At 69.7% G+C, this 17,003-nt stretch carries 17 protein-coding genes and 2 pseudogenes; 10 read left to right on the top strand and 9 right to left on the bottom strand.

Annotated features, from left to right (window positions below):
* The first annotated feature begins 12 nt into the window (after positions 1-12).
* The 4 genes from sigM to trxA all read left to right on the top strand — a co-directional run bounded on the left by sigM (position 13) and on the right by trxA (position 3,201).
* Positions 13-723 carry an RNA polymerase sigma factor SigM gene (gene sigM, locus ACFV0Q_RS00155; RefSeq protein WP_384997956.1) on the top strand — a complete coding sequence of 237 codons (711 nt, stop codon included), beginning with the start codon at positions 13-15 and terminating at the stop codon, positions 721-723.
* Positions 720-1,697, top strand: a complete 978-nt coding sequence (locus ACFV0Q_RS00150) for a hypothetical protein (protein WP_384997953.1) — start codon at positions 720-722, stop codon at positions 1,695-1,697. Before sigM ends, ACFV0Q_RS00150 begins: the two co-directional genes overlap by 4 nt.
* Positions 1,698-1,853: 156 nt before the next feature.
* Positions 1,854-2,813, top strand: a complete 960-nt coding sequence (trxB, locus tag ACFV0Q_RS00145) for a thioredoxin-disulfide reductase (RefSeq protein ID WP_384997950.1) — start codon at positions 1,854-1,856, stop codon at positions 2,811-2,813.
* 49 nt (positions 2,814-2,862) lie between these two features.
* Positions 2,863-3,201, top strand: coding sequence for a thioredoxin (gene trxA / locus ACFV0Q_RS00140; protein ID WP_384997948.1), 339 nt, complete (start codon positions 2,863-2,865; stop codon positions 3,199-3,201).
* Between the two features lie 80 nt (positions 3,202-3,281).
* Here trxA and ACFV0Q_RS00135 read toward each other — a convergent pair whose 3' ends face one another.
* The 9 genes from ACFV0Q_RS00135 to rpmH form a co-directional block, all read right to left on the bottom strand.
* A complete protein-coding gene (locus ACFV0Q_RS00135; RefSeq protein ID WP_384997945.1) occupies positions 3,282-3,905 on the bottom strand; it encodes a GNAT family N-acetyltransferase in 624 nt (207 codons plus the stop codon).
* 79 nt (positions 3,906-3,984) lie between these two features.
* A complete protein-coding gene (locus ACFV0Q_RS00130; RefSeq protein WP_384997942.1) occupies positions 3,985-5,097 on the bottom strand; it encodes a ParB/RepB/Spo0J family partition protein in 1,113 nt (370 codons plus the stop codon).
* Positions 5,094-6,191, bottom strand: a complete 1,098-nt coding sequence (locus ACFV0Q_RS00125; RefSeq protein ID WP_384997939.1) for a ParA family protein — start codon at positions 6,189-6,191, stop codon at positions 5,094-5,096. The genes ACFV0Q_RS00130 and ACFV0Q_RS00125 overlap by 4 nt, the downstream gene beginning before the upstream one ends.
* A 244-nt stretch (positions 6,192-6,435) precedes the next feature.
* Entirely contained in the window at positions 6,436-7,152 is a 717-nt protein-coding gene (gene rsmG / locus ACFV0Q_RS00120) for a 16S rRNA (guanine(527)-N(7))-methyltransferase RsmG (RefSeq protein WP_384997936.1), read from the bottom strand.
* A gap of 115 nt (positions 7,153-7,267) precedes the next feature.
* Positions 7,268-7,780 (bottom strand): R3H domain-containing nucleic acid-binding protein, encoded by a 513-nt coding sequence (locus tag ACFV0Q_RS00115; protein WP_266575656.1) that lies wholly within the window; start codon positions 7,778-7,780, stop codon positions 7,268-7,270.
* A gap of 15 nt (positions 7,781-7,795) precedes the next feature.
* Positions 7,796-8,902, bottom strand: a complete 1,107-nt coding sequence (gene yidC, locus ACFV0Q_RS00110; RefSeq protein WP_384997933.1) for a membrane protein insertase YidC — start codon at positions 8,900-8,902, stop codon at positions 7,796-7,798.
* A 3-nt stretch (positions 8,903-8,905) separates the two neighbouring features.
* Positions 8,906-9,187 carry a membrane protein insertion efficiency factor YidD gene (yidD, locus tag ACFV0Q_RS00105; RefSeq protein WP_384997930.1) on the bottom strand — a complete coding sequence of 94 codons (282 nt, stop codon included), beginning with the start codon at positions 9,185-9,187 and terminating at the stop codon, positions 8,906-8,908.
* Entirely contained in the window at positions 9,184-9,558 is a 375-nt protein-coding gene (gene rnpA / locus ACFV0Q_RS00100; protein ID WP_384997927.1) for a ribonuclease P protein component, read from the bottom strand. The genes yidD and rnpA overlap by 4 nt, the downstream gene beginning before the upstream one ends.
* 21 nt (positions 9,559-9,579) lie before the next feature.
* Positions 9,580-9,717, bottom strand: coding sequence for a 50S ribosomal protein L34 (rpmH, locus tag ACFV0Q_RS00095; protein WP_008741645.1), 138 nt, complete (start codon positions 9,715-9,717; stop codon positions 9,580-9,582).
* 359 nt (positions 9,718-10,076) lie between these two features.
* On the opposite strand from rpmH, the pseudogene dnaA (ACFV0Q_RS00090) reads away from it, so the two are divergent.
* From dnaA (ACFV0Q_RS00090) to ACFV0Q_RS00065, 6 genes and pseudogenes are all read left to right on the top strand, one after another.
* A pseudogene (gene dnaA / locus ACFV0Q_RS00090) lies at positions 10,077-10,596 on the top strand (chromosomal replication initiator protein DnaA); the annotation flags it as partial.
* 104 nt (positions 10,597-10,700) lie between these two features.
* Positions 10,701-11,864: pseudogene (dnaA, locus tag ACFV0Q_RS00085) on the top strand (chromosomal replication initiator protein DnaA); the annotation flags it as partial.
* A gap of 875 nt (positions 11,865-12,739) precedes the next feature.
* Complete coding sequence (gene dnaN / locus ACFV0Q_RS00080) at positions 12,740-13,870, top strand: DNA polymerase III subunit beta (RefSeq protein ID WP_266575665.1); 1,131 nt, start codon at positions 12,740-12,742, stop codon at positions 13,868-13,870.
* Positions 13,871-14,048: 178 nt separating this feature from the next.
* Positions 14,049-14,924: a phosphogluconate dehydrogenase (NAD(+)-dependent, decarboxylating) gene (gene gnd / locus ACFV0Q_RS00075; RefSeq protein ID WP_384997924.1), complete on the top strand. Its 876-nt coding sequence runs from the start codon at positions 14,049-14,051 to the stop codon at positions 14,922-14,924.
* Between the two features lie 125 nt (positions 14,925-15,049).
* Entirely contained in the window at positions 15,050-16,186 is a 1,137-nt protein-coding gene (gene recF, locus ACFV0Q_RS00070) for a DNA replication/repair protein RecF (protein ID WP_384997922.1), read from the top strand.
* On the top strand, positions 16,183-16,716 hold the full coding sequence (locus tag ACFV0Q_RS00065) for a DUF721 domain-containing protein (protein WP_384997919.1): 534 nt from the start codon (positions 16,183-16,185) through the stop codon (positions 16,714-16,716). Before recF ends, ACFV0Q_RS00065 begins: the two co-directional genes overlap by 4 nt.
* The last annotated feature ends 287 nt before the right edge of the window (positions 16,717-17,003 follow it).

Genomic DNA, 17,003 nt, shown 5'->3' with positions numbered 1-17,003 from the left:
AGGGGGCCAGCGTTGGACGAAGCCGCCTCCGGCGACCTCAGCGACCAGGAACTCCTGGCGCTGCACGTCGACGGTGATCCCCACGCCTTCGGCGAGCTCGTACGCCGCCACCGGGACCGGCTCTGGGCCGTCGCGCTGCGCACCCTCGGCGACCGGGAGGAGGCCGCCGACGCCGTCCAGGACGCGCTCGTCTCCGCCTACCGGGCCGCCCACACCTTCCGCGGCGAGTCCGCCGTGACCACCTGGCTGCACCGGATCACCGTCAACGCCTGCCTCGACCGCGCCCGCAAGGCCGCCTCCCGCCGCACCTCGCCGCTGGACGACACGGAGCGCCTGGAGCGCCTCCTGGAGCCCCACGAGTCCGCCGAGGCCCCCGCGGAGCGCCAGGACCTCCACCGGCAGCTCCTGGCGGCGCTCAGCACGCTCCCGCCCGATCAGCGGGCCGCGCTGGTCCTCGTCGACATGCAGGGGTACCCCGTCGCCGAAGCCGCCCTCGTACTCGGCGTCCCCGCCGGCACCGTGAAGAGCCGGTGCGCGCGAGGCCGGGCGAAACTCCTCCCGATGCTCACTCATCTGCGCACGAATGCCGGGGATAACACCGCCGCCGAGCGGGGAAGGAACCGGACGCCGGGGACAGCCGTCCCACCTGCGGCAGACTCCAGGGATTCCGGTTCGAGGGATCCGGACCCAGACGCTGTGAAGGGCGGAGGTGGACGACCGTGACCCCGACGACCGGCACTGCCGGCACGATCCGGCACCCGGAGGTCTCGGAGATCTCCGACCTGACCGAAGGGCTGCTCTCCCCGTCCCGCACCACCGAAGTACGCCGCCACCTCGGCGACTGCTCCCTGTGCGCCGACGTACGCGCCTCCCTGGAGGAGATCCGCTCCCTCCTCGGCACGCTCCCGGGACCTCCGCGGATGCCCTCCGCCGTCGCCGGGCGCATCGACGCGGCCCTGGCCGCCGAGGCCCTCCTCGACTCCACCACTTCCCGGGCCGCCGCCGCGCCCGCCCACGAGCCCCCCACCGACGCCGACGCCGACAGCGACACCGGCCGTGACGCCGGAAGCGACACCGACGCCGATGTTTCACGTGAAACATCGGTGCCCGCACCCGGCCGGACCGGGGCTCTGCGGCCCTCCGGTCACCCGTCCGGTCCAACCGGCCCGGGACGGCGCCGTGCGCGCCGCCGGATCGCGGTGCTCGCGGGTATGGCCGGCGCGGCTGCCTGCGTGCTCGGCGTCTACCTGTTCGGCGGGTTCACGGGCACCGGCTCGCACGACAACGCCACGCACGAGACGGCCAGCGCCGCCGCCCGGCCTTCGGCCGACGGCGGGTACACCGCTCAGGGGCTCCAGGACAACGTGCGGCGGCTGCTCGCCACGGCGGGCGGGAACCAGACCAACAAGACCATGGGTCTGGACACCACCTCCCCCGATCAGGCCCCCGCCGACCGGCAGGCTTCACCCGGAGCCGCGCCGGTTCCCGCCTGTGTGCGGCAGTCCACCGGCCGCACGGAGACCCCGGTCGCCTCGGAGCTGGGGAGCTACGACGGCACGCCCGTCTACCTCGTCGTCCTTCCGCACCAGGCCGACCCCGCCCTGGTGGACGCCTACCTCGTCCCCGCCGCCTGCGTGGAACATCCGACGGAGGCACCGGGGAAGCCTCTTCTGACCAGTACGTACCCGCGGGGTTGACCAGGTCGGCCGCGGAATCCAGCGCGTAACCGGTACGTAAGGAGCCGGAGGCGGACAGGTGGGAATGCTCGCGCCTTAGGATCCGTTGGGTGGGGTGAGAGTCCGAACCGGCCCCCGGTAGGCACCACGAAGTCCGCAGAAACGAGGAAAGAACCCGTGAGCGACGTACGAAACGTGATCATCATCGGCTCCGGGCCGGCCGGCTACACGGCTGCCCTGTACACCGCACGCGCTTCGCTCAAGCCGCTGGTCTTCGAAGGCGCCGTCACCGCGGGTGGCGCGCTGATGAACACCACCGAGGTGGAGAACTTCCCCGGCTTCCAGGACGGGATCATGGGGCCGGACCTCATGGACAACATGCGGGGCCAGGCGGAGCGTTTCGGCGCCGAGCTCGTTCCGGACGACGTCGTCGCCGTGGACCTCACCGGTGAGATCAAGACGGTCACCGACACCGCCGGCACGGTGCACCGCGCCAAGGCCGTCATCGTCACCACGGGTTCTCAGCACCGCAAGCTCGGTCTGCCCAACGAGGACACCCTCTCGGGCCGTGGTGTCTCCTGGTGCGCGACCTGCGACGGGTTCTTCTTCAAGGACCAGGACATCGCCGTGGTCGGCGGCGGCGACACCGCGATGGAGGAGGCGACCTTCCTCTCCCGGTTCGCCAAGTCGGTCACCATCGTCCACCGCCGCGACAGCCTGCGTGCCTCCAAGGCCATGCAGGACCGCGCGTTCGCCGACCCGAAGATCAAGTTCGCGTGGGACAGCGAGGTCGCCGAGATCCACGGCGAGCAGAAGCTCGCCAGCCTGAGCCTGCGGAACACCAAGACCGGTGAGATCTCCGAGCTGCCCGTGACCGGCCTCTTCATCGCAGTCGGCCACGACCCGCGCACCGAGCTCTTCACCGGCCAGCTCGACCTGGACGACGAGGGCTACCTCAAGGTGGACGCGCCCTCCACGCGCACCAACCTCGCCGGTGTCTTCGGTGCGGGCGACGTCGTGGACCACACCTACCGTCAGGCGATCACGGCGGCGGGCACCGGCTGTTCCGCCGCACTCGACGCCGAGCGCTTCCTCGCCGCCCTCGCGGACGCCGAGCACGCGACCGCGACCGTCTGATCCGCGCTCCATCCCCACACCCCACACCCCGTATCAAGAGGAGGCCGTTGTGGCTCTCAAGACCGTGACCGACGCCGATTTCGACGCCGAGGTCCTGGCCAGCGACAAGCCCGTTCTGGTGGACTTCTGGGCCGAGTGGTGCGGCCCGTGCCGCCAGATCGCCCCGTCCCTGGAGGCCATCGCGGCCGAGTACGGCGACGAGATCGAGATCGTCAAGCTCAACATCGACCAGAACCCGGCGACGGCAGCCAAGTACGGCGTGATGTCGATCCCGACCCTGAACGTCTACCAGGGCGGCGAGGTCGTCAAGACCATCGTCGGCGCCAAGCCGAAGGCCGCCATCCTGCGCGACCTCGACGGTTTCGTGACCTCCAAGCCGGTCGCCTGAACCGTCTGAGAAACACGGGTACGTGAAACGGGGCCGCTCCGGTAGGAGCGGCCCCGTTTCACGTACCGGGCGTCACCCGCTCACAGCGGGCGCAGCACCGGTTCCGTCCGTGCCCGTGCCCCACCGAGCAGCCGGTCCAGGGCGAGCTCCACGTCTTCTTTCCACGACAGGGTCGTCCGCAGTTCCAGCCGCAGCCGCGGATGGGCGGGGTGGGGGCGTACCGTCTTGAAGCCCACCGACAGCAGGTGGTCGGCCGGCAGCAGGCAGGCGGGCCGCTCCCAGTGCGCGTCGCCGAAGGCCTCGATCGCCTTGAACCCCCGCCGCAGCAGATCCTTCGCGACCGTCTGGACCATCACCCGCCCCAGACCCTGCCCCTGGTACCCGGGCATGATCCACGCCGTGATGAGCTGGACCGCGTCCGGGGACACCGGACTAGTCGGGAAGGAAGCCGCACGCGGCACGTACGCCGGCGGCGCGTAGAGCACGAAGCCCACCGGGACCTCGTCCACGTAGACCACCCGGCCGCAGGAACCCCAGTCCAGCAGGACGGCGGAGATCCACGCCTCCTTCTCCTGATCCGGGGTGCCCGCCCTCACGGCGGCGTCGCCGCTGACGGGGTCCAGCTCCCAGAACACGCAGCTCCTGCAACGCCTGGGCAGATCCTGGAGGTTGTCCAGCGTGAGCGGTACCAGCCGACGACCCATAACGGCATCGTAACCATTGCACCCTGCATCTTCGAGTGTGGACATCTCCCGAAGAGGCAGGGTGCGCTGACGGTCGGAACTACTCCCCCGAAAGGCCCTGCTCCAGTACCCGGCCCTCGCCCGGCGCCAGGGTCCCCAGGATCCGCTCCAGATCCTCCATCGAGGCGAACTCGACGGTGATCTTGCCCTTCTTCTGACCCAGGTCCACCTTCACCCGGGTCTCGAAGCGGTCCGAGAGGCGCGTCGCCAGCTCGTTCAGCGCCGGAGCCACCCGGGCTCCCGCACGCGGGCCCTTCGGCTTCACCGTGCTGGTGGGCTCCGAGCCCATCAGCGTCACGATCTCCTCGACCGCACGCACCGACAGCCCCTCGGCGACGATCCGGTGCGCGAGGCGGTCCTGCTCCTCGGAGTCGTCCACCGACAGCAGCGCCCGCGCGTGCCCCGCCGAGATCACTCCCGCCGCCACCCGGCGCTGGACCGAGGGGGAAAGCCTCAGCAGCCGCAGAGTGTTCGAGACCTGCGGACGCGAACGGCCGATCCGGTCCGCCAGCTGATCGTGCGTGCAGTTGAACTCCTGGAGCAGCTGGTCGTACGCGGCCGCCTCCTCCAGCGGGTTCAGCTGCGCCCGGTGCAGGTTCTCCAGGAGCGCGTCCAGCAGCAGCTTGTCGTCGTCCGTGGCCCGGACGATCGCCGGGATGCGCTCCAGCCCGGCCTCGCGGCAGGCCCGCCAGCGGCGCTCACCCATGATCAGCTCGTACCGGCCCGGGCTCGCCTGCCGGACGACCACCGGCTGGAGCAGACCCACCTCCTGGATGGAGGTCACCAGTTCCGCCAGCGCGTCCTCGTCGAAGACCTCGCGCGGCTGGCGCGGGTTCGGCGTGATCGCATCCAGCGGGAGCTCGGCGAACGTCGCCCCCGCCACCGTTTCGGCCTCCGGGGTCACCTGTTCCGGCAGAACCGCCTTCGCGCCCGGCGTGGATGTTTCACGTGAAACATCGGCGGCAGCCGCTGTGGTTGACCCCGCCTGCGCCAGCGAAGCGAGCTTCGCCGCGGCGATGCCCCGCTCGGACGTCATTACGGGCAAGGCCGACGGGGACGTCGACCCCGCACCGACCGCCGGCGTCTTCTCCTGGGGGGCCGCCGGGATCAGCGCGCCGAGCCCCCGACCCAGACCCCTACGTCGCTCACTCACTGGATCCCCTCCGCCACACTCTGCGTGCTGTTCGTGCCCGTGCCCAGATGGGCGTGCTGGGCTTCGTAATGGATGCCGACCCCCCGCAGGGCCATCTCCCGCGCCGCCTCCAGGTAGGAGAGGGCGCCGCTGGAACCCGGGTCGTACGTGAGGACCGTCTGCCCGTAGCTCGGGGCCTCGGAGATGCGGACCGACCGCGGGATGCTCGTGCGCAGCACTTCCTTGCCGAAGTGGGTGCGCACCTCGTCCGCCACCTGGGAGGCGAGCCGCGTCCTGCCGTCGTACATGGTCAGCAGGATGGTCGAGACGTGCAGGCTCGGATTCAGGTGGGCCCGCACCAGGTCGACGTTGCGCAGCAGCTGGCCGAGCCCCTCCAGTGCGTAGTACTCGCACTGGATCGGGATCAGCACCTCCGCGCCCGCGACCATGGCGTTCACGGTCAGCAGGCCCAGGGAGGGCGGGCAGTCGATCAGGATGTAGTCGAGCGGCTGCTCGTAGGCCTGGATCGCGCGCTGGAGACGGCTTTCGCGGGCCACCAGGGACACCAGCTCGATCTCCGCGCCGGCGAGGTCGATCGTGGCGGGGGCGCAGAACAGCCCTTCCACGTCCACCACGGGCTGGACGACCTCCAGCAGGGGCCGGCTGTCCACGAGCACGTCGTAGATGGACGGCACGTCCGCGTGGTGGTCGATACCGAGGGCCGTCGAGGCGTTGCCCTGCGGGTCGAGGTCGATCACGAGGACCCGCGCACCGTGCAGAGCAAGGGAGGCGGCCAGGTTCACGGTCGTCGTGGTCTTTCCCACGCCGCCCTTCTGGTTGGCCACCACCATGATCCGGGTCTGCGGGGGCCTCGGCAGAGCGGTACCGCTCCGCCCGATGGCCTCGACCGCGAGCTGGGCGGCTCGGCCGATCGGGGTGTCCTCGTTGTCGTTGTCGACGAGGGGCGGAGGCAATGTTTCACGTGAAACATCCTCGCCCGGCGATTCAGAGCGGGGACCGGGGACCGGATCGGCCATCGGCCCCGCGAGGTTGGCGTCGGACCGCACGGTGTCACTCTCCTCGGCAGCGGGCTCGCGATGAACAGAGCCTGCCATGTCACCCGGGTCGCGAACCAGCGGGGCCCGTACTCCTGTGGATGAATCCACCGTTGTTGACAACTCCGTACCCCCCGCGGCCTTGCGGTGACGGGGGGCCGCAGCAGCACGGCCGCGGCTGATGATTCCGTGCAGCAGAGAGCGATGTTTCACGTGAAACACGATGCCCGGACGGAGTCTTCAGGCCGCTACGACACTCCGAAATCCATACCTATAGGGCCCAATGACCCCGAAACCGACAAGATCAACGACGTCGGCGGGTCCGCCCTACGCGCGCCGCCTTAGCCCGCTTGGCCGCAAACCTCACCCCACCGGGGCTTTCTCCGACCTCTACCCGGACCACGGTGGAGAGGGGATCGACGATGCCCTCGCCGACGTGGAGCACCGAGGTCTTCACCACACCGAGCTTGCTGAGTGCGACCTTCGCCGCTACCAGCTCCTCCTCGGCGGTGTCGCCCTTCAGCGCCAGCATCTCCCCGTACGGACGCAGCAGCGGCACGCCCCAGCCCGCCAGCCGGTCGAGCGGAGCGACGGCCCGGGCCGTCACCACGTGCACCGGCTGGACCTTGCCGAGGACCTCTTCGGCCCGCCCGCGCACCACCGTGACGTGGTCCAGCCCCAGCAGCTCCACGGCTTCCTGGAGGAAGTTCGTGCGGCGGAGCAGGGGCTCCAACAGGGTGATCTTCAGGTCCCGGCGGACCAGTGCGAGCGGGATGCCGGGCAGGCCCGCGCCGGAGCCCACGTCGCAGACGGTGACGCCCTGGGGCACCACCTCGGAGAGCACCGCGCAGTTCAGCAGGTGCCGCTCCCACAGCCGGGGAACCTCGCGCGGCCCGATCAGGCCCCGCTTGACCCCCGCATCCGCAAGCAGCTCCGCATACCGCACAGCTTCCGGGAAAAACTCACCGAACACCGCGCGCGCCTCTTCAGGCGCCGGGGGAAGCTCAGCTGCCTCCGTCACGGGGACCGTCCTTCCGTACAGAACCGCTCACGCCAATACCGTGCCGTTCAACTGTCAGGCTTACAAACATCGGCCCCGCCTGCGACACAGACGGGGCCGACACACAACGTTCCGGTCAGGCCGGGAGCACAACGACGAAGCGCTGCGGCTCCTCGCCCTCGGACTCGCTCTTCAGACCGGCGGCCGCCACGGCGTCGTGGACGACCTTGCGCTCGAAGGGGGTCATCGGGGCCAGCTTCAGGGGCTCGCCCGAGGCCTTCACGTCCTCCGCGGCCTTGGCGCCCAGGGCCGCCAGCTCCTCACGCTTCTTCGCCCGGAAGCCCGCGATGTCCAGCATCAGCCGGCTGCGGTCCCCGGTCTCCCGGTGCACGGCCAGGCGGGTCAGCTCCTGCAGGGCCTCCAGGACCTCACCGTCGCGGCCCACGAGCTTCTGCAGGTCACGGCTGGAGGAGTCGCTCACGATCGACACCGCGGCGCGGTCGGCCTCGACGTCCATGTCGATGTCGCCGTCCAGGTCGGCGATGTCCAGCAGACCCTCAAGGTAGTCGGCCGCGATCTCACCCTCCTGCTCGAGGCGGGTCAGGGTGTCGCCACTCTCAGCGGCGGCGGTGGTGGTGCCTTCCGTCACGGGAGGGACTCCTTCTTACTTCTTGGAGGGCTTGCTGGGGGGTGTCTGACGCTTCGACTTCGTCTGCCGCTTCGGCTGCTGCCGCTTCGTGGCGACACCGCCGCTCGCCGCGTCCGCGTCGGCGGTCGCTTCGGCACTCTTGACCACGGAGCCGTCCGCCTGCGCGGCCATGCCCTGCTTGGTGAGCGCGGTGATGAACTTCCGCTCGTTGTCGTTGCGGTCCGGGCCCTTGGCCACGATCGCCGCGACGATCTTCTTCTTGCCCCGGCCCTTGACGTCCCCGTGGGTGGTGACGTGCTTCAGGAGGCGGGTCAGGTACTGGTCCTGCGCCTTGCTGCCCGGCGTCGGGTTCTGGTTGATCACGTACATCTGCTGGCCCATGGTCCACACGTTGGTGGTCAGCCAGTAGACGAGGACACCGACGGGGAAGTTGATGCCCATCACCGCGAAGATCAGCGGGAAGATGTACATCAGCATCTTCTGCTGCTGCATGAACGGCGTCTTGACCGAGAGGTCGACGTTCTTCTGCATCAGCTGGCGCTGGGTGTAGAACTGCGACAGCGACATCATGATGATCATGACTGCGGTCACGATGCGCACGTCGGTGATCGAGGCGCCCAGGGAGGCGACCTTCTCGGCGCTGTCCGTGAACTTCGCCGCCAGCGGGGCGCCGAAGATGTGCGCCTGACGGGCGCTCTCCAGCAGCGACTGGTTGATCACGCCGATGGTCTCGCCGTTGGCGATGGCCGAGAGCACGTGGTACAGCGCGAAGAAGAACGGGGACTGCGCCAGGATGGGAAGGCACGAGGAGAGCGGGTTGGTACCCGTCTCCTTGTACAGCTTCATCATCTCTTCGGACTGGCGCTGCTTGTCGTTCTTGTAGCGCTCCTGGATCGCCTTCATCTTCGGCTGGAGCGCCTGCATGCCCCGCGTCGCTTTGATCTGCTTCACGAAGAGCGGGATCAGGCAGATACGGATCAGCACCACCAGGGACACGATGGACAGGCCCCAGGCCCATCCACTGTCCGGGCCGAAGATCGCGCCGTACAGGCTGTGGAACTGGACGATGACCCACGACACGGGTGTGGTGATAAAGCTGAACAGACTGGCAATCGTGTCCACTAATCAGGCTCCTTGAGCATTGCGAGATCTACGCAACGCACTGCGCAGCTGCTCGTGCCAACGCGGGCGTTTCCGGGGTGGGACATGATCCACACCACCCGGGGACCACGGATTGCACCGCAGGATCCGCCAGGCGGTCAGAACCGTCCCCTTCACCGCACCATGCCGGTCGATGGCCCCGTACCCGTAGTGCGAGCACGACGGGTAATAGCGGCACACCGGCCCGAGCAGCGGACTGATCGTCCACTGGTACAGCTTGATCAAAGCGAGCAGCGGGTACTTCATCGAGCCACGCCTCCCAGTAGCCGCGCCAAGGCGGCGTCCAGGTCACGGGCCAGCTCGTCTACGCCGGCATCGCCCGCTCCGGGCAGGGCCCGTACCACCACCAGGCTACCGGCGGGCAGCTGGGCCAGCCGGTCGCGTACGAGATGGCGCAGACGGCGCTTCACCCGGTTACGTACGACGGCGACGCCGACAGCCTTGCTGACGACGAAACCCGCACGCGGCGAGGGATCAATCTCCCCCGGCGCGTGCGGGTCCGTTGCACCGCTTGTACGTAGGTGGACGACGAGGAGGGGGCGTCCTGCCCGCCTGCCCCGCCGTACCGCGCTCGCGAAGTCCTCGCGCCGCCTCAGCCGATTTTCGGGAGACAGCACGACGTCACGACCTGCGCGTTATTACGCGGAAAGGGCGGCGCGGCCCTTGCCACGACGGTTCGCCAGGATCGCGCGACCGGCGCGGGTCCGCATCCGGAGGCGGAAGCCGTGGGTCTTGGCACGACGGCGGTTGTTCGGCTGGAAGGTGCGCTTGCTCACTCGGGGGCTCCAGAGAATGAATCGTGTGTGGCGTTACATCGCCTGGCTGTCACCGTGCGCCCACGAGGAACTCGCGTGTTCGCCCGAGTGGACACCGCTAAACGATCACAATCAGTGATCTCGCCCATCGGTAGGCAGGCGGCAGCAGCCATCGACAACTCGACCTCGTTACGGTACGCGCGGCTACGCCATCCGGTCAAACCGAGCCCGCCCTGCCCCACACTGTGCACAGGCTGTGGACAACGACTTGAACCGTACCCACCGGCCTGACTACCGTTGTGTGATCCCGGATTTTTTGTCCCGACCGTCCCAAAGAACCACACATTCGTGGGACCGGGACCTGTGAGAGAGCGTGCTCTGTGGCTGACGTACCTGCCGATCTTGCCGCAGTGTGGCCACGCGTGCTCGAGAAGCTGCTCGGGGAGGGGCAGCAGGGGATCGAGCCCAAGGACAAGCAGTGGGTGGAACGATGCCAGCCACTGGCCCTCGTGGCCGACACCGCCCTGCTCGCCGTCCCCAACGAATGGGGCAAGCGGGTCCTCGAAGGCCGCCTCGCCCCGCTCATCAGCGACGCCCTCAGCCGTGAGTGCGGCCGGCCCATCCGGATCGCCATCACCGTGGACGACTCCGCGGGCGAGCCCGCGCCGCAGCCCCCGTCCGGATCCGGCCAGCGCGAGGGCTACGAGCCGTACGGCGGCCAGCGCCCCGGCGGTCACACCGGCCCCGGCGGCCACACCGGTCCGGGCGAGGACCAGCTCCCCACGGCTCGCCCGGCCTACCCGGAGTACCAGCAGCAGCGCCCGGAGCCCGGCGCCTGGCCCCGCGGCGGACAGCAGGACGACTACGGCTGGCAGCAGCCGCGCCTCGGCGGTTTCCCCGAGCGCGACCCCTACGCCTCGCCGCAGCCCGGCTACCTCCAGCAGCCGGATCCCGGCGGCTACGAGCAGAACTCCTATGACCAGGGCTCGTACGAACAACAGAAATACGAGCAGCAGAAGTACGAACAGCAGTCGTACGAGCAGCAGCAGTACGAGCAGCCCGCCCCGCGCCCGGCGCCCAGCCGCCCGGCGCCGCCGGCCCCGTCCGGCGGTTCCACCTCGGGCCCGCTGGAGCCCACCGCACGGCTGAACCCCAAGTACCTCTTCGACACCTTCGTCATCGGCGCCTCCAACCGCTTCGCGCACGCCGCCGCGGTGGCCGTCGCCGAGGCTCCGGCGAAGGCGTACAACCCCCTCTTCATCTACGGGGAGTCGGGCCTCGGCAAGACGCACCTGCTGCACGCCATCGGGCACTACGCGCGCAGCCTCTACCCCGGCACCCGCGTGCGGTACGTGAGCTCCGAGGAGTTCACCAACGAGTTCATCAACTCCATCCGCGACGGCAAGGGCGACGCCTTCCGCAAGCGCTACCGCGAGATGGACATCCTGCTGGTCGACGACATCCAGTTCCTCGCGAGCAAGGAGTCGACGCAGGAGGAGTTCTTCCACACCTTCAATACGCTCCACAACGCCAACAAGCAGATCGTGCTGTCCTCCGACCGGCCGCCCAAGCAGCTGGTCACCCTGGAGGACCGGCTCCGCAACCGCTTCGAGTGGGGCCTGATCACCGACGTCCAGCCGCCCGAGCTGGAGACGCGCATCGCGATCCTGCGCAAGAAGGCCGTCCAGGAGCAGCTCAACGCCCCGCCGGAGGTACTGGAGTTCATCGCCTCCCGCATCTCGCGCAACATCCGCGAGCTGGAGGGGGCGCTGATCCGGGTGACGGCCTTCGCGAGCCTCAACCGGCAGCCGGTCGACCTGGGCCTGACCGAGGACGTCCTCAAGAACCTGATCCCGGGTGGCGAGGACAGCGCGCCCGAGATCACCGCCAGCGACATCATGGCGGCCACCGCCGACTACTTCGGGCTGACCGTGGACGACCTGTGCGGCTCCTCGCGCAGCCGGGTCCTGGTGACCGCCCGGCAGATCGCCATGTACCTGTGCCGGGAGCTCACCGACCTCTCCCTGCCGAAGATCGGGGCCCAGTTCGGCGGCCGCGACCACACGACCGTCATGCACGCCGACCGCAAGATCCGCGCTCTGATGGCCGAACGGCGCTCCATCTACAACCAGGTCACGGAGCTCACGAACCGCATCAAGAACGGCTGACGGCGGCCCCCGGCAGCGGCGTCAGGGGCTACTCAACCCCCAGGCAAACCCCCAGACAGGGCGCTCCCGGATCCAACCGGGGGCGCCCTTCTTCGTCCGTGCGCCCCTGCTCTGTTCGAATACGCCCCCGAGGGAGGAAGTCATCCACAGATTGGCCGACTTTCTTCCGTCCACAGCCTGAGGACAGTCGGCGTCGCCCACAATCTGTCCACAGGGGTGCAGGTTGAGGGCCCATCAGGGCAGGTCAGCCCCCTGTGTATTTGTGCGCAAGGCTCATCCACAGCCTGTGGACAGAATATTCATCCACAGGCTCATCCACTCCTCTGTCCACCGGAGACTCACAGGTTCTCGCGTCCTGTGCACAGGACGCGAGGGGTTCTCCACACCGTTGTCCACTGTTCGGCAACAAGGCACCTGCGGTCACCGCCCCGAGTGAAAGCCGTCACACGGATGTCGACGTTTGCTGTGTGGACGACTGGGGAAAAGCTGGGGACACACCTGTGGAGTAGTGGGGGTCGTCTGGGGACGGCCTGTGCAGAAGTTTTCGTTCTCCACAGAGACACCGTGTTGTCCACCGGTGCCACCCACAGGGTGTGGGGATAAAAAACGCGGGCTGACCTGCGAAGACGGGCTTATCCACCGTTTCCACAGGCCCTACTACTACCCCCATAGAGATGTAGGCCGGTTTCGGTTTTCAAGCAGGAGCTGTGCACAACTCGTCGTCCGCCCTCGCCGACACCTCGCTCCCGACTTGACCGCCAGCCGCGACGACTGTCGGCGCCGTACGTCAGACTGGTCCCCGGCATCGGTCGAGGCATCGACGAGCCGACGACGAAGGCCGGCAGACGAGCGAGCAACAGCAGGAGGCGGTTCCGGTGAAGATCCGGGTGGAGCGCGACGTACTCGCGGAGGCGGTGGCCTGGGCTGCACGCAGCCTCCCGGCCCGGCCGCCGGTGCCCGTACTCGCGGGCCTGCTGCTGAAGGCCGAGGAGGGCACCCTGTCCCTCTCCGGCTTCGACTACGAGGTCTCGGCCCGCGTCTCCGTCGAGGCGGACGTGGAGGAGGACGGCACCGTCCTGGTCTCCGGCCGGCTCCTCGCGGACATCTGCCGCGCCCTCCCCAACCGCCCGGTGGAGATTTCCACAGACGGTGTACGGGCGACCGTGGTCTGCGGCTCCTCGCGGTTCACACTCCACACCCTGCCTGTGGAGGAGTACCCGGCCCTGCCGGAGATGCCCACCGCGACCGGCACCGTGCCCGGTGAGGTCTTCGCTTCCGCCGCCGCCCAGGTCGCCATCGCCGCCGGGCGCGACGACACGCTGCCCGTCCTGACCGGTGTCCGCATCGAGATCGAGGGCGACCGCGTCACCCTGGCCTCCACCGACCGCTACCGCTTCGCGGTCCGCGAGTTCCTGTGGAAGCCGGAGAACCCGGACGCCTCCGCCGTGGCCCTGGTGCCCGCGAAGACCCTGCTGGACACCGCCAAGTCGCTGACCAGCGGTGACACCGTCACCCTGGCGCTCTCCGGCTCCGGCAAGGGCGAGGGCCTGATCGGCTTCGAGGGCGCGGGCCGCCGCACCACCACCCGCCTGCTCGAAGGCGACCTGCCGAAGTACCGCACGCTCTTCCCGACCGAGTTCAACTCCGTCGCGGTGATCGAGACCGCCCCGTTCGTCGAGGCCGTCAAGCGCGTGGCCCTGGTCGCCGAGCGCAACACGCCGGTCCGCCTCAGCTTCGAGCAGGGCGTCCTCATCCTGGAAGCGGGCTCCAGCGACGATGCACAGGCTGTGGAGCGCGTCGACGCGAAGCTGGAGGGCGACGACATCTCGATCGCCTTCAACCCGACCTTCCTGCTGGACGGCCTGAGCGCGATCGACTCGCCGGCCGCGCAGCTCAGCTTCACCACCTCCACCAAGCCCGCGCTGCTCAGCGGCCGTCCGGCCGTCGACGCCGAGGCCGACGAGGCGTACAAGTACCTGATCATGCCGGTGCGCCTCTCCGGCTGACGCCCCCGCGCACACCGACGCCGGGCCCGGTCTCGCAGCCTGCGGGGGCCGGGCCCGCCGTCGTACGGAGCGGGCCCCGCCCCGCGGCCCGGCGTAGGCTCGGACCCGGTGGGCGACCCCCGAACCCGGGGAGCCCCCGCACAGGCAAAGACGGCCACAACGCGTAAGGAAGCACCTGATGGAGCTCGGTCTCGTCGGTCTCGGCAAGATGGGCGGCAACATGCGCGAGCGCATCCGCCGCGCAGGCCACACCGTCATCGGATACGACCGCAACCCGGACCTCGCCGATGTCCACAGCCTGCGGGAGCTTGTGGACAGCCTGCAGTCCCCCCGCGTGGTGTGGGTGATGGTCCCGGCGGGCGCGGCGACGCAGTCCACCGTCGACGAGCTGGCGGAGCTGCTCTCCCCCGGCGACATCGTCGTGGACGGCGGGAACTCCCGCTGGACCGACGACGAGAAGCACGCCGAGGAGCTGAAGGCCAAGGGCATCGGCTTCGTCGACTGCGGCGTCTCCGGCGGCGTCTGGGGCCTGGAGAACGGCTACGCGCTGATGTACGGCGGCGAGGAGAAGCACGTCGCCGCCGTCCAGCCGGTCTTCGACGCCCTCAAGCCCGAGGGTGACTTCGGCGCCGTACACGCCGGCAAGGTCGGCGCGGGCCACTTCGCGAAGATGGTCCACAACGGCATCGAGTACGCCATGATGCAGGCCTACGCCGAGGGCTGGGAGCTGCTCGAAAAGGTGGACTCGGTCACCGACGTCCGCGAGGTGTTCCGGTCCTGGCAGGAAGGGACGGTCATCCGTTCCTGGCTGCTCGACCTGGCCGTCAACGCGCTGGACGAGGACGAGCACCTGGAGCAGCTGCGCGGCTTCGCGCAGGACTCCGGCGAGGGCCGCTGGACGGTCGAGGCCGCGATCGACAACGCGGTGCCGCTGCCGGCGATCACCGCCTCGCTGTTCGCCCGCTTCGCCTCGCGCCAGGACGACTCGCCGCAGATGAAGATGATCGCGGCGCTCCGCAACCAGTTCGGCGGCCACGCGGTCGAGAAGAAGTAACACCACAGCACCAGAGCCACACAGCACCACCGCAGTACAGCGGTACAGCGGTACAGCGGTACTGAAGTACTGAAGTACCGAGCAGCACAGCACAGCAGCAGGAAGCCGGGGGAGGTCGGCGCCGTATGCACGTTTCGCATCTCTCACTGGCCGACTTCCGCTCGTACGCCCGGGCCGAGGTTCCCCTCGCCCCGGGCGTCACGGCTTTCGTGGGGCCCAACGGCCAGGGGAAGACGAACCTCGTCGAGGCCATCGGCTACCTGGCCACCCTCGGCAGCCACCGGGTCTCCTCCGACGCCCCGCTCGTGCGGATGGGCGCGGACCGGGCGATCGTCCGCGCCGCCGTCATCCACGGCGAGCGCCAGCAGCTGGTCGAGCTGGAGCTGAACCCCGGCCGCGCCAACCGCGCCCGGATCAACCGGTCCTCGCAGGTCAGACCCCGTGACGTGCTGGGAATCGTGCGCACCGTGCTGTTCGCCCCCGAGGACCTGGCCCTGGTCAAGGGCGACCCGGGCGAGCGCCGCCGCTTCCTCGACGAGCTCGTCACGGCCCGCTCCCCGCGCATGGCGGCCGTCCGCTCCGACTACGAACGCGTCCTCAAGCAGCGCAACACCCTGCTGAAGTCCGCCGCGATGGCCCGCCGCCACGGCGGCCGGTCCATGGACCTGTCCACCCTCGACGTGTGGGACCAGCACCTGGCCCGCGCCGGGGCCGAGCTCCTCGCGCAGCGCCTCGACCTGATCGCGACCCTGCTGCCGCTCGCCGACAAGGCGTACGAGCAGCTCGCGCCCGGCGGCGGCCCGCTCGGGCTCGCGTACAAGTCCTCGGCCGGCGAGCCGGTCGACAGCGGCGAGGCCCGCACCCGCGAGGCGCTGTACGAGGTCCTGCTGGCGGCCCTGGCGGAGGTGCGCAAGCAGGAGATCGAGCGGGGCGTGACCCTGGTGGGCCCGCACCGCGACGACGTCCTGCTGCGCCTGGGCGACCTCCCGGCCAAGGGGTACGCGAGCCACGGCGAGTCCTGGTCGTACGCGCTGGCCCTGCGCCTGGCCTCGTACGAGCTGCTGCGCTCCGAGGGGTCCGAGCCGGTGCTGATCCTGGACGACGTCTTCGCGGAGCTGGACGCGCGCCGCCGCGAGCGCCTCGCGGAACTCGTGGCCCCGGGCGAGCAGGTCCTGGTGACGGCGGCGGTGGACGACGACGTTCCGGGCGTCCTGGCGGGCACCCGGTTCGCGGTGTCCGGCGGTGAGGTGACCCGGCTGTGAGCGCGGGCGAGAGCGGGCAGGACAAGCCCAAGGCCCCGGAACCCTCCGGGGTGGACCTGGCGCGGCAGGCGCTGGCCGCCGCCCGCGAACAGGCCCGGGCCCGCGGCAACGCGGTGAACGGGCGCAAGCGCCAGCAGCAGCCGGGCCTGCGCTCCGGCGCCCGCGCGGACGGCCGGGACCCGATGCCGCTGATGGCGGCCCTGGACCGGCTGCGTACGGAACGCGGCTGGGAGATGCCGATCGCGGTGGCCGGGGTGATGGAGCGCTGGGCGGAGATCGTCGGCCCGGAGATCGCGGCGCACTGCGAACCGGAGCGCTACGAGGACCGTGAGCTCCTCGTACGGTGCGACTCCTCGGCCTGGGCCGCCCAGCTGAAGCTGCTGGCCCCGCAGCTGGTGGCGCGGCTCAACGCGGACCTGGGGCAGGGCACGGTCCGGCTGATCAAGGTGCAGGGCCCCGGCGGCCGGCCGAAGCGGTACGGGCCGTGGCGCAGCCCCGGCAGCACGGGTCCGGGCGACACCTACGGGTGAGGCGGGGCCCGCGCCGCGGGCACGGGTTCCGGCCTTCTCCGCCGCACCCGGCCGCGCCGTGCGACCCCCGCCCCGGGTGGTGTCCCTCACGGTAGCCGCGGGTTGACAGGCCGAAGCGCTGGATGCCCGCGTGAGCCACTTTGAGCCCCTCCCCGGATATGGGGAGTCGGAGAGTGGAGGTTCAGGGCGGCACATGCGGACTCAGGTACCGGCAAACCCCCATTCATGTCCGTGGTACCGGTAGACTGAAGACAATCCCGCCCGCTTGCGGGATTCGCTGATACACG

It is taken from the genome of Streptomyces sp. NPDC059564 (genome assembly GCF_042735575.1).
Classification (GTDB): Bacteria; Actinomycetota; Actinomycetes; order Streptomycetales; family Streptomycetaceae; genus Streptomyces.
Note: the sequence above shows the minus strand (reverse complement) of the source record. Positions and strands in the feature narration are given on the sequence as shown.

Excerpts from the sequence above, each read along its gene's own strand:
- ACFV0Q_RS00135 (WP_384997945.1), bottom strand. The coding sequence starts at position 3,905 with ATGGGTCGTCGGCTGGTACCGCTCACGCTGGACAACCTCCAGGATCTG.
- ACFV0Q_RS00125 (WP_384997939.1), bottom strand. The coding sequence starts at position 6,191 with ATGGCAGGCTCTGTTCATCGCGAGCCCGCTGCCGAGGAGAGTGACACC.
- yidD (WP_384997930.1), bottom strand. The coding sequence starts at position 9,187 with ATGAAGTACCCGCTGCTCGCTTTGATCAAGCTGTACCAGTGGACGATC.
- gnd (WP_384997924.1), top strand. The coding sequence starts at position 14,049 with ATGGAGCTCGGTCTCGTCGGTCTCGGCAAGATGGGCGGCAACATGCGC.
- recF (WP_384997922.1), top strand. The coding sequence starts at position 15,050 with ATGCACGTTTCGCATCTCTCACTGGCCGACTTCCGCTCGTACGCCCGG.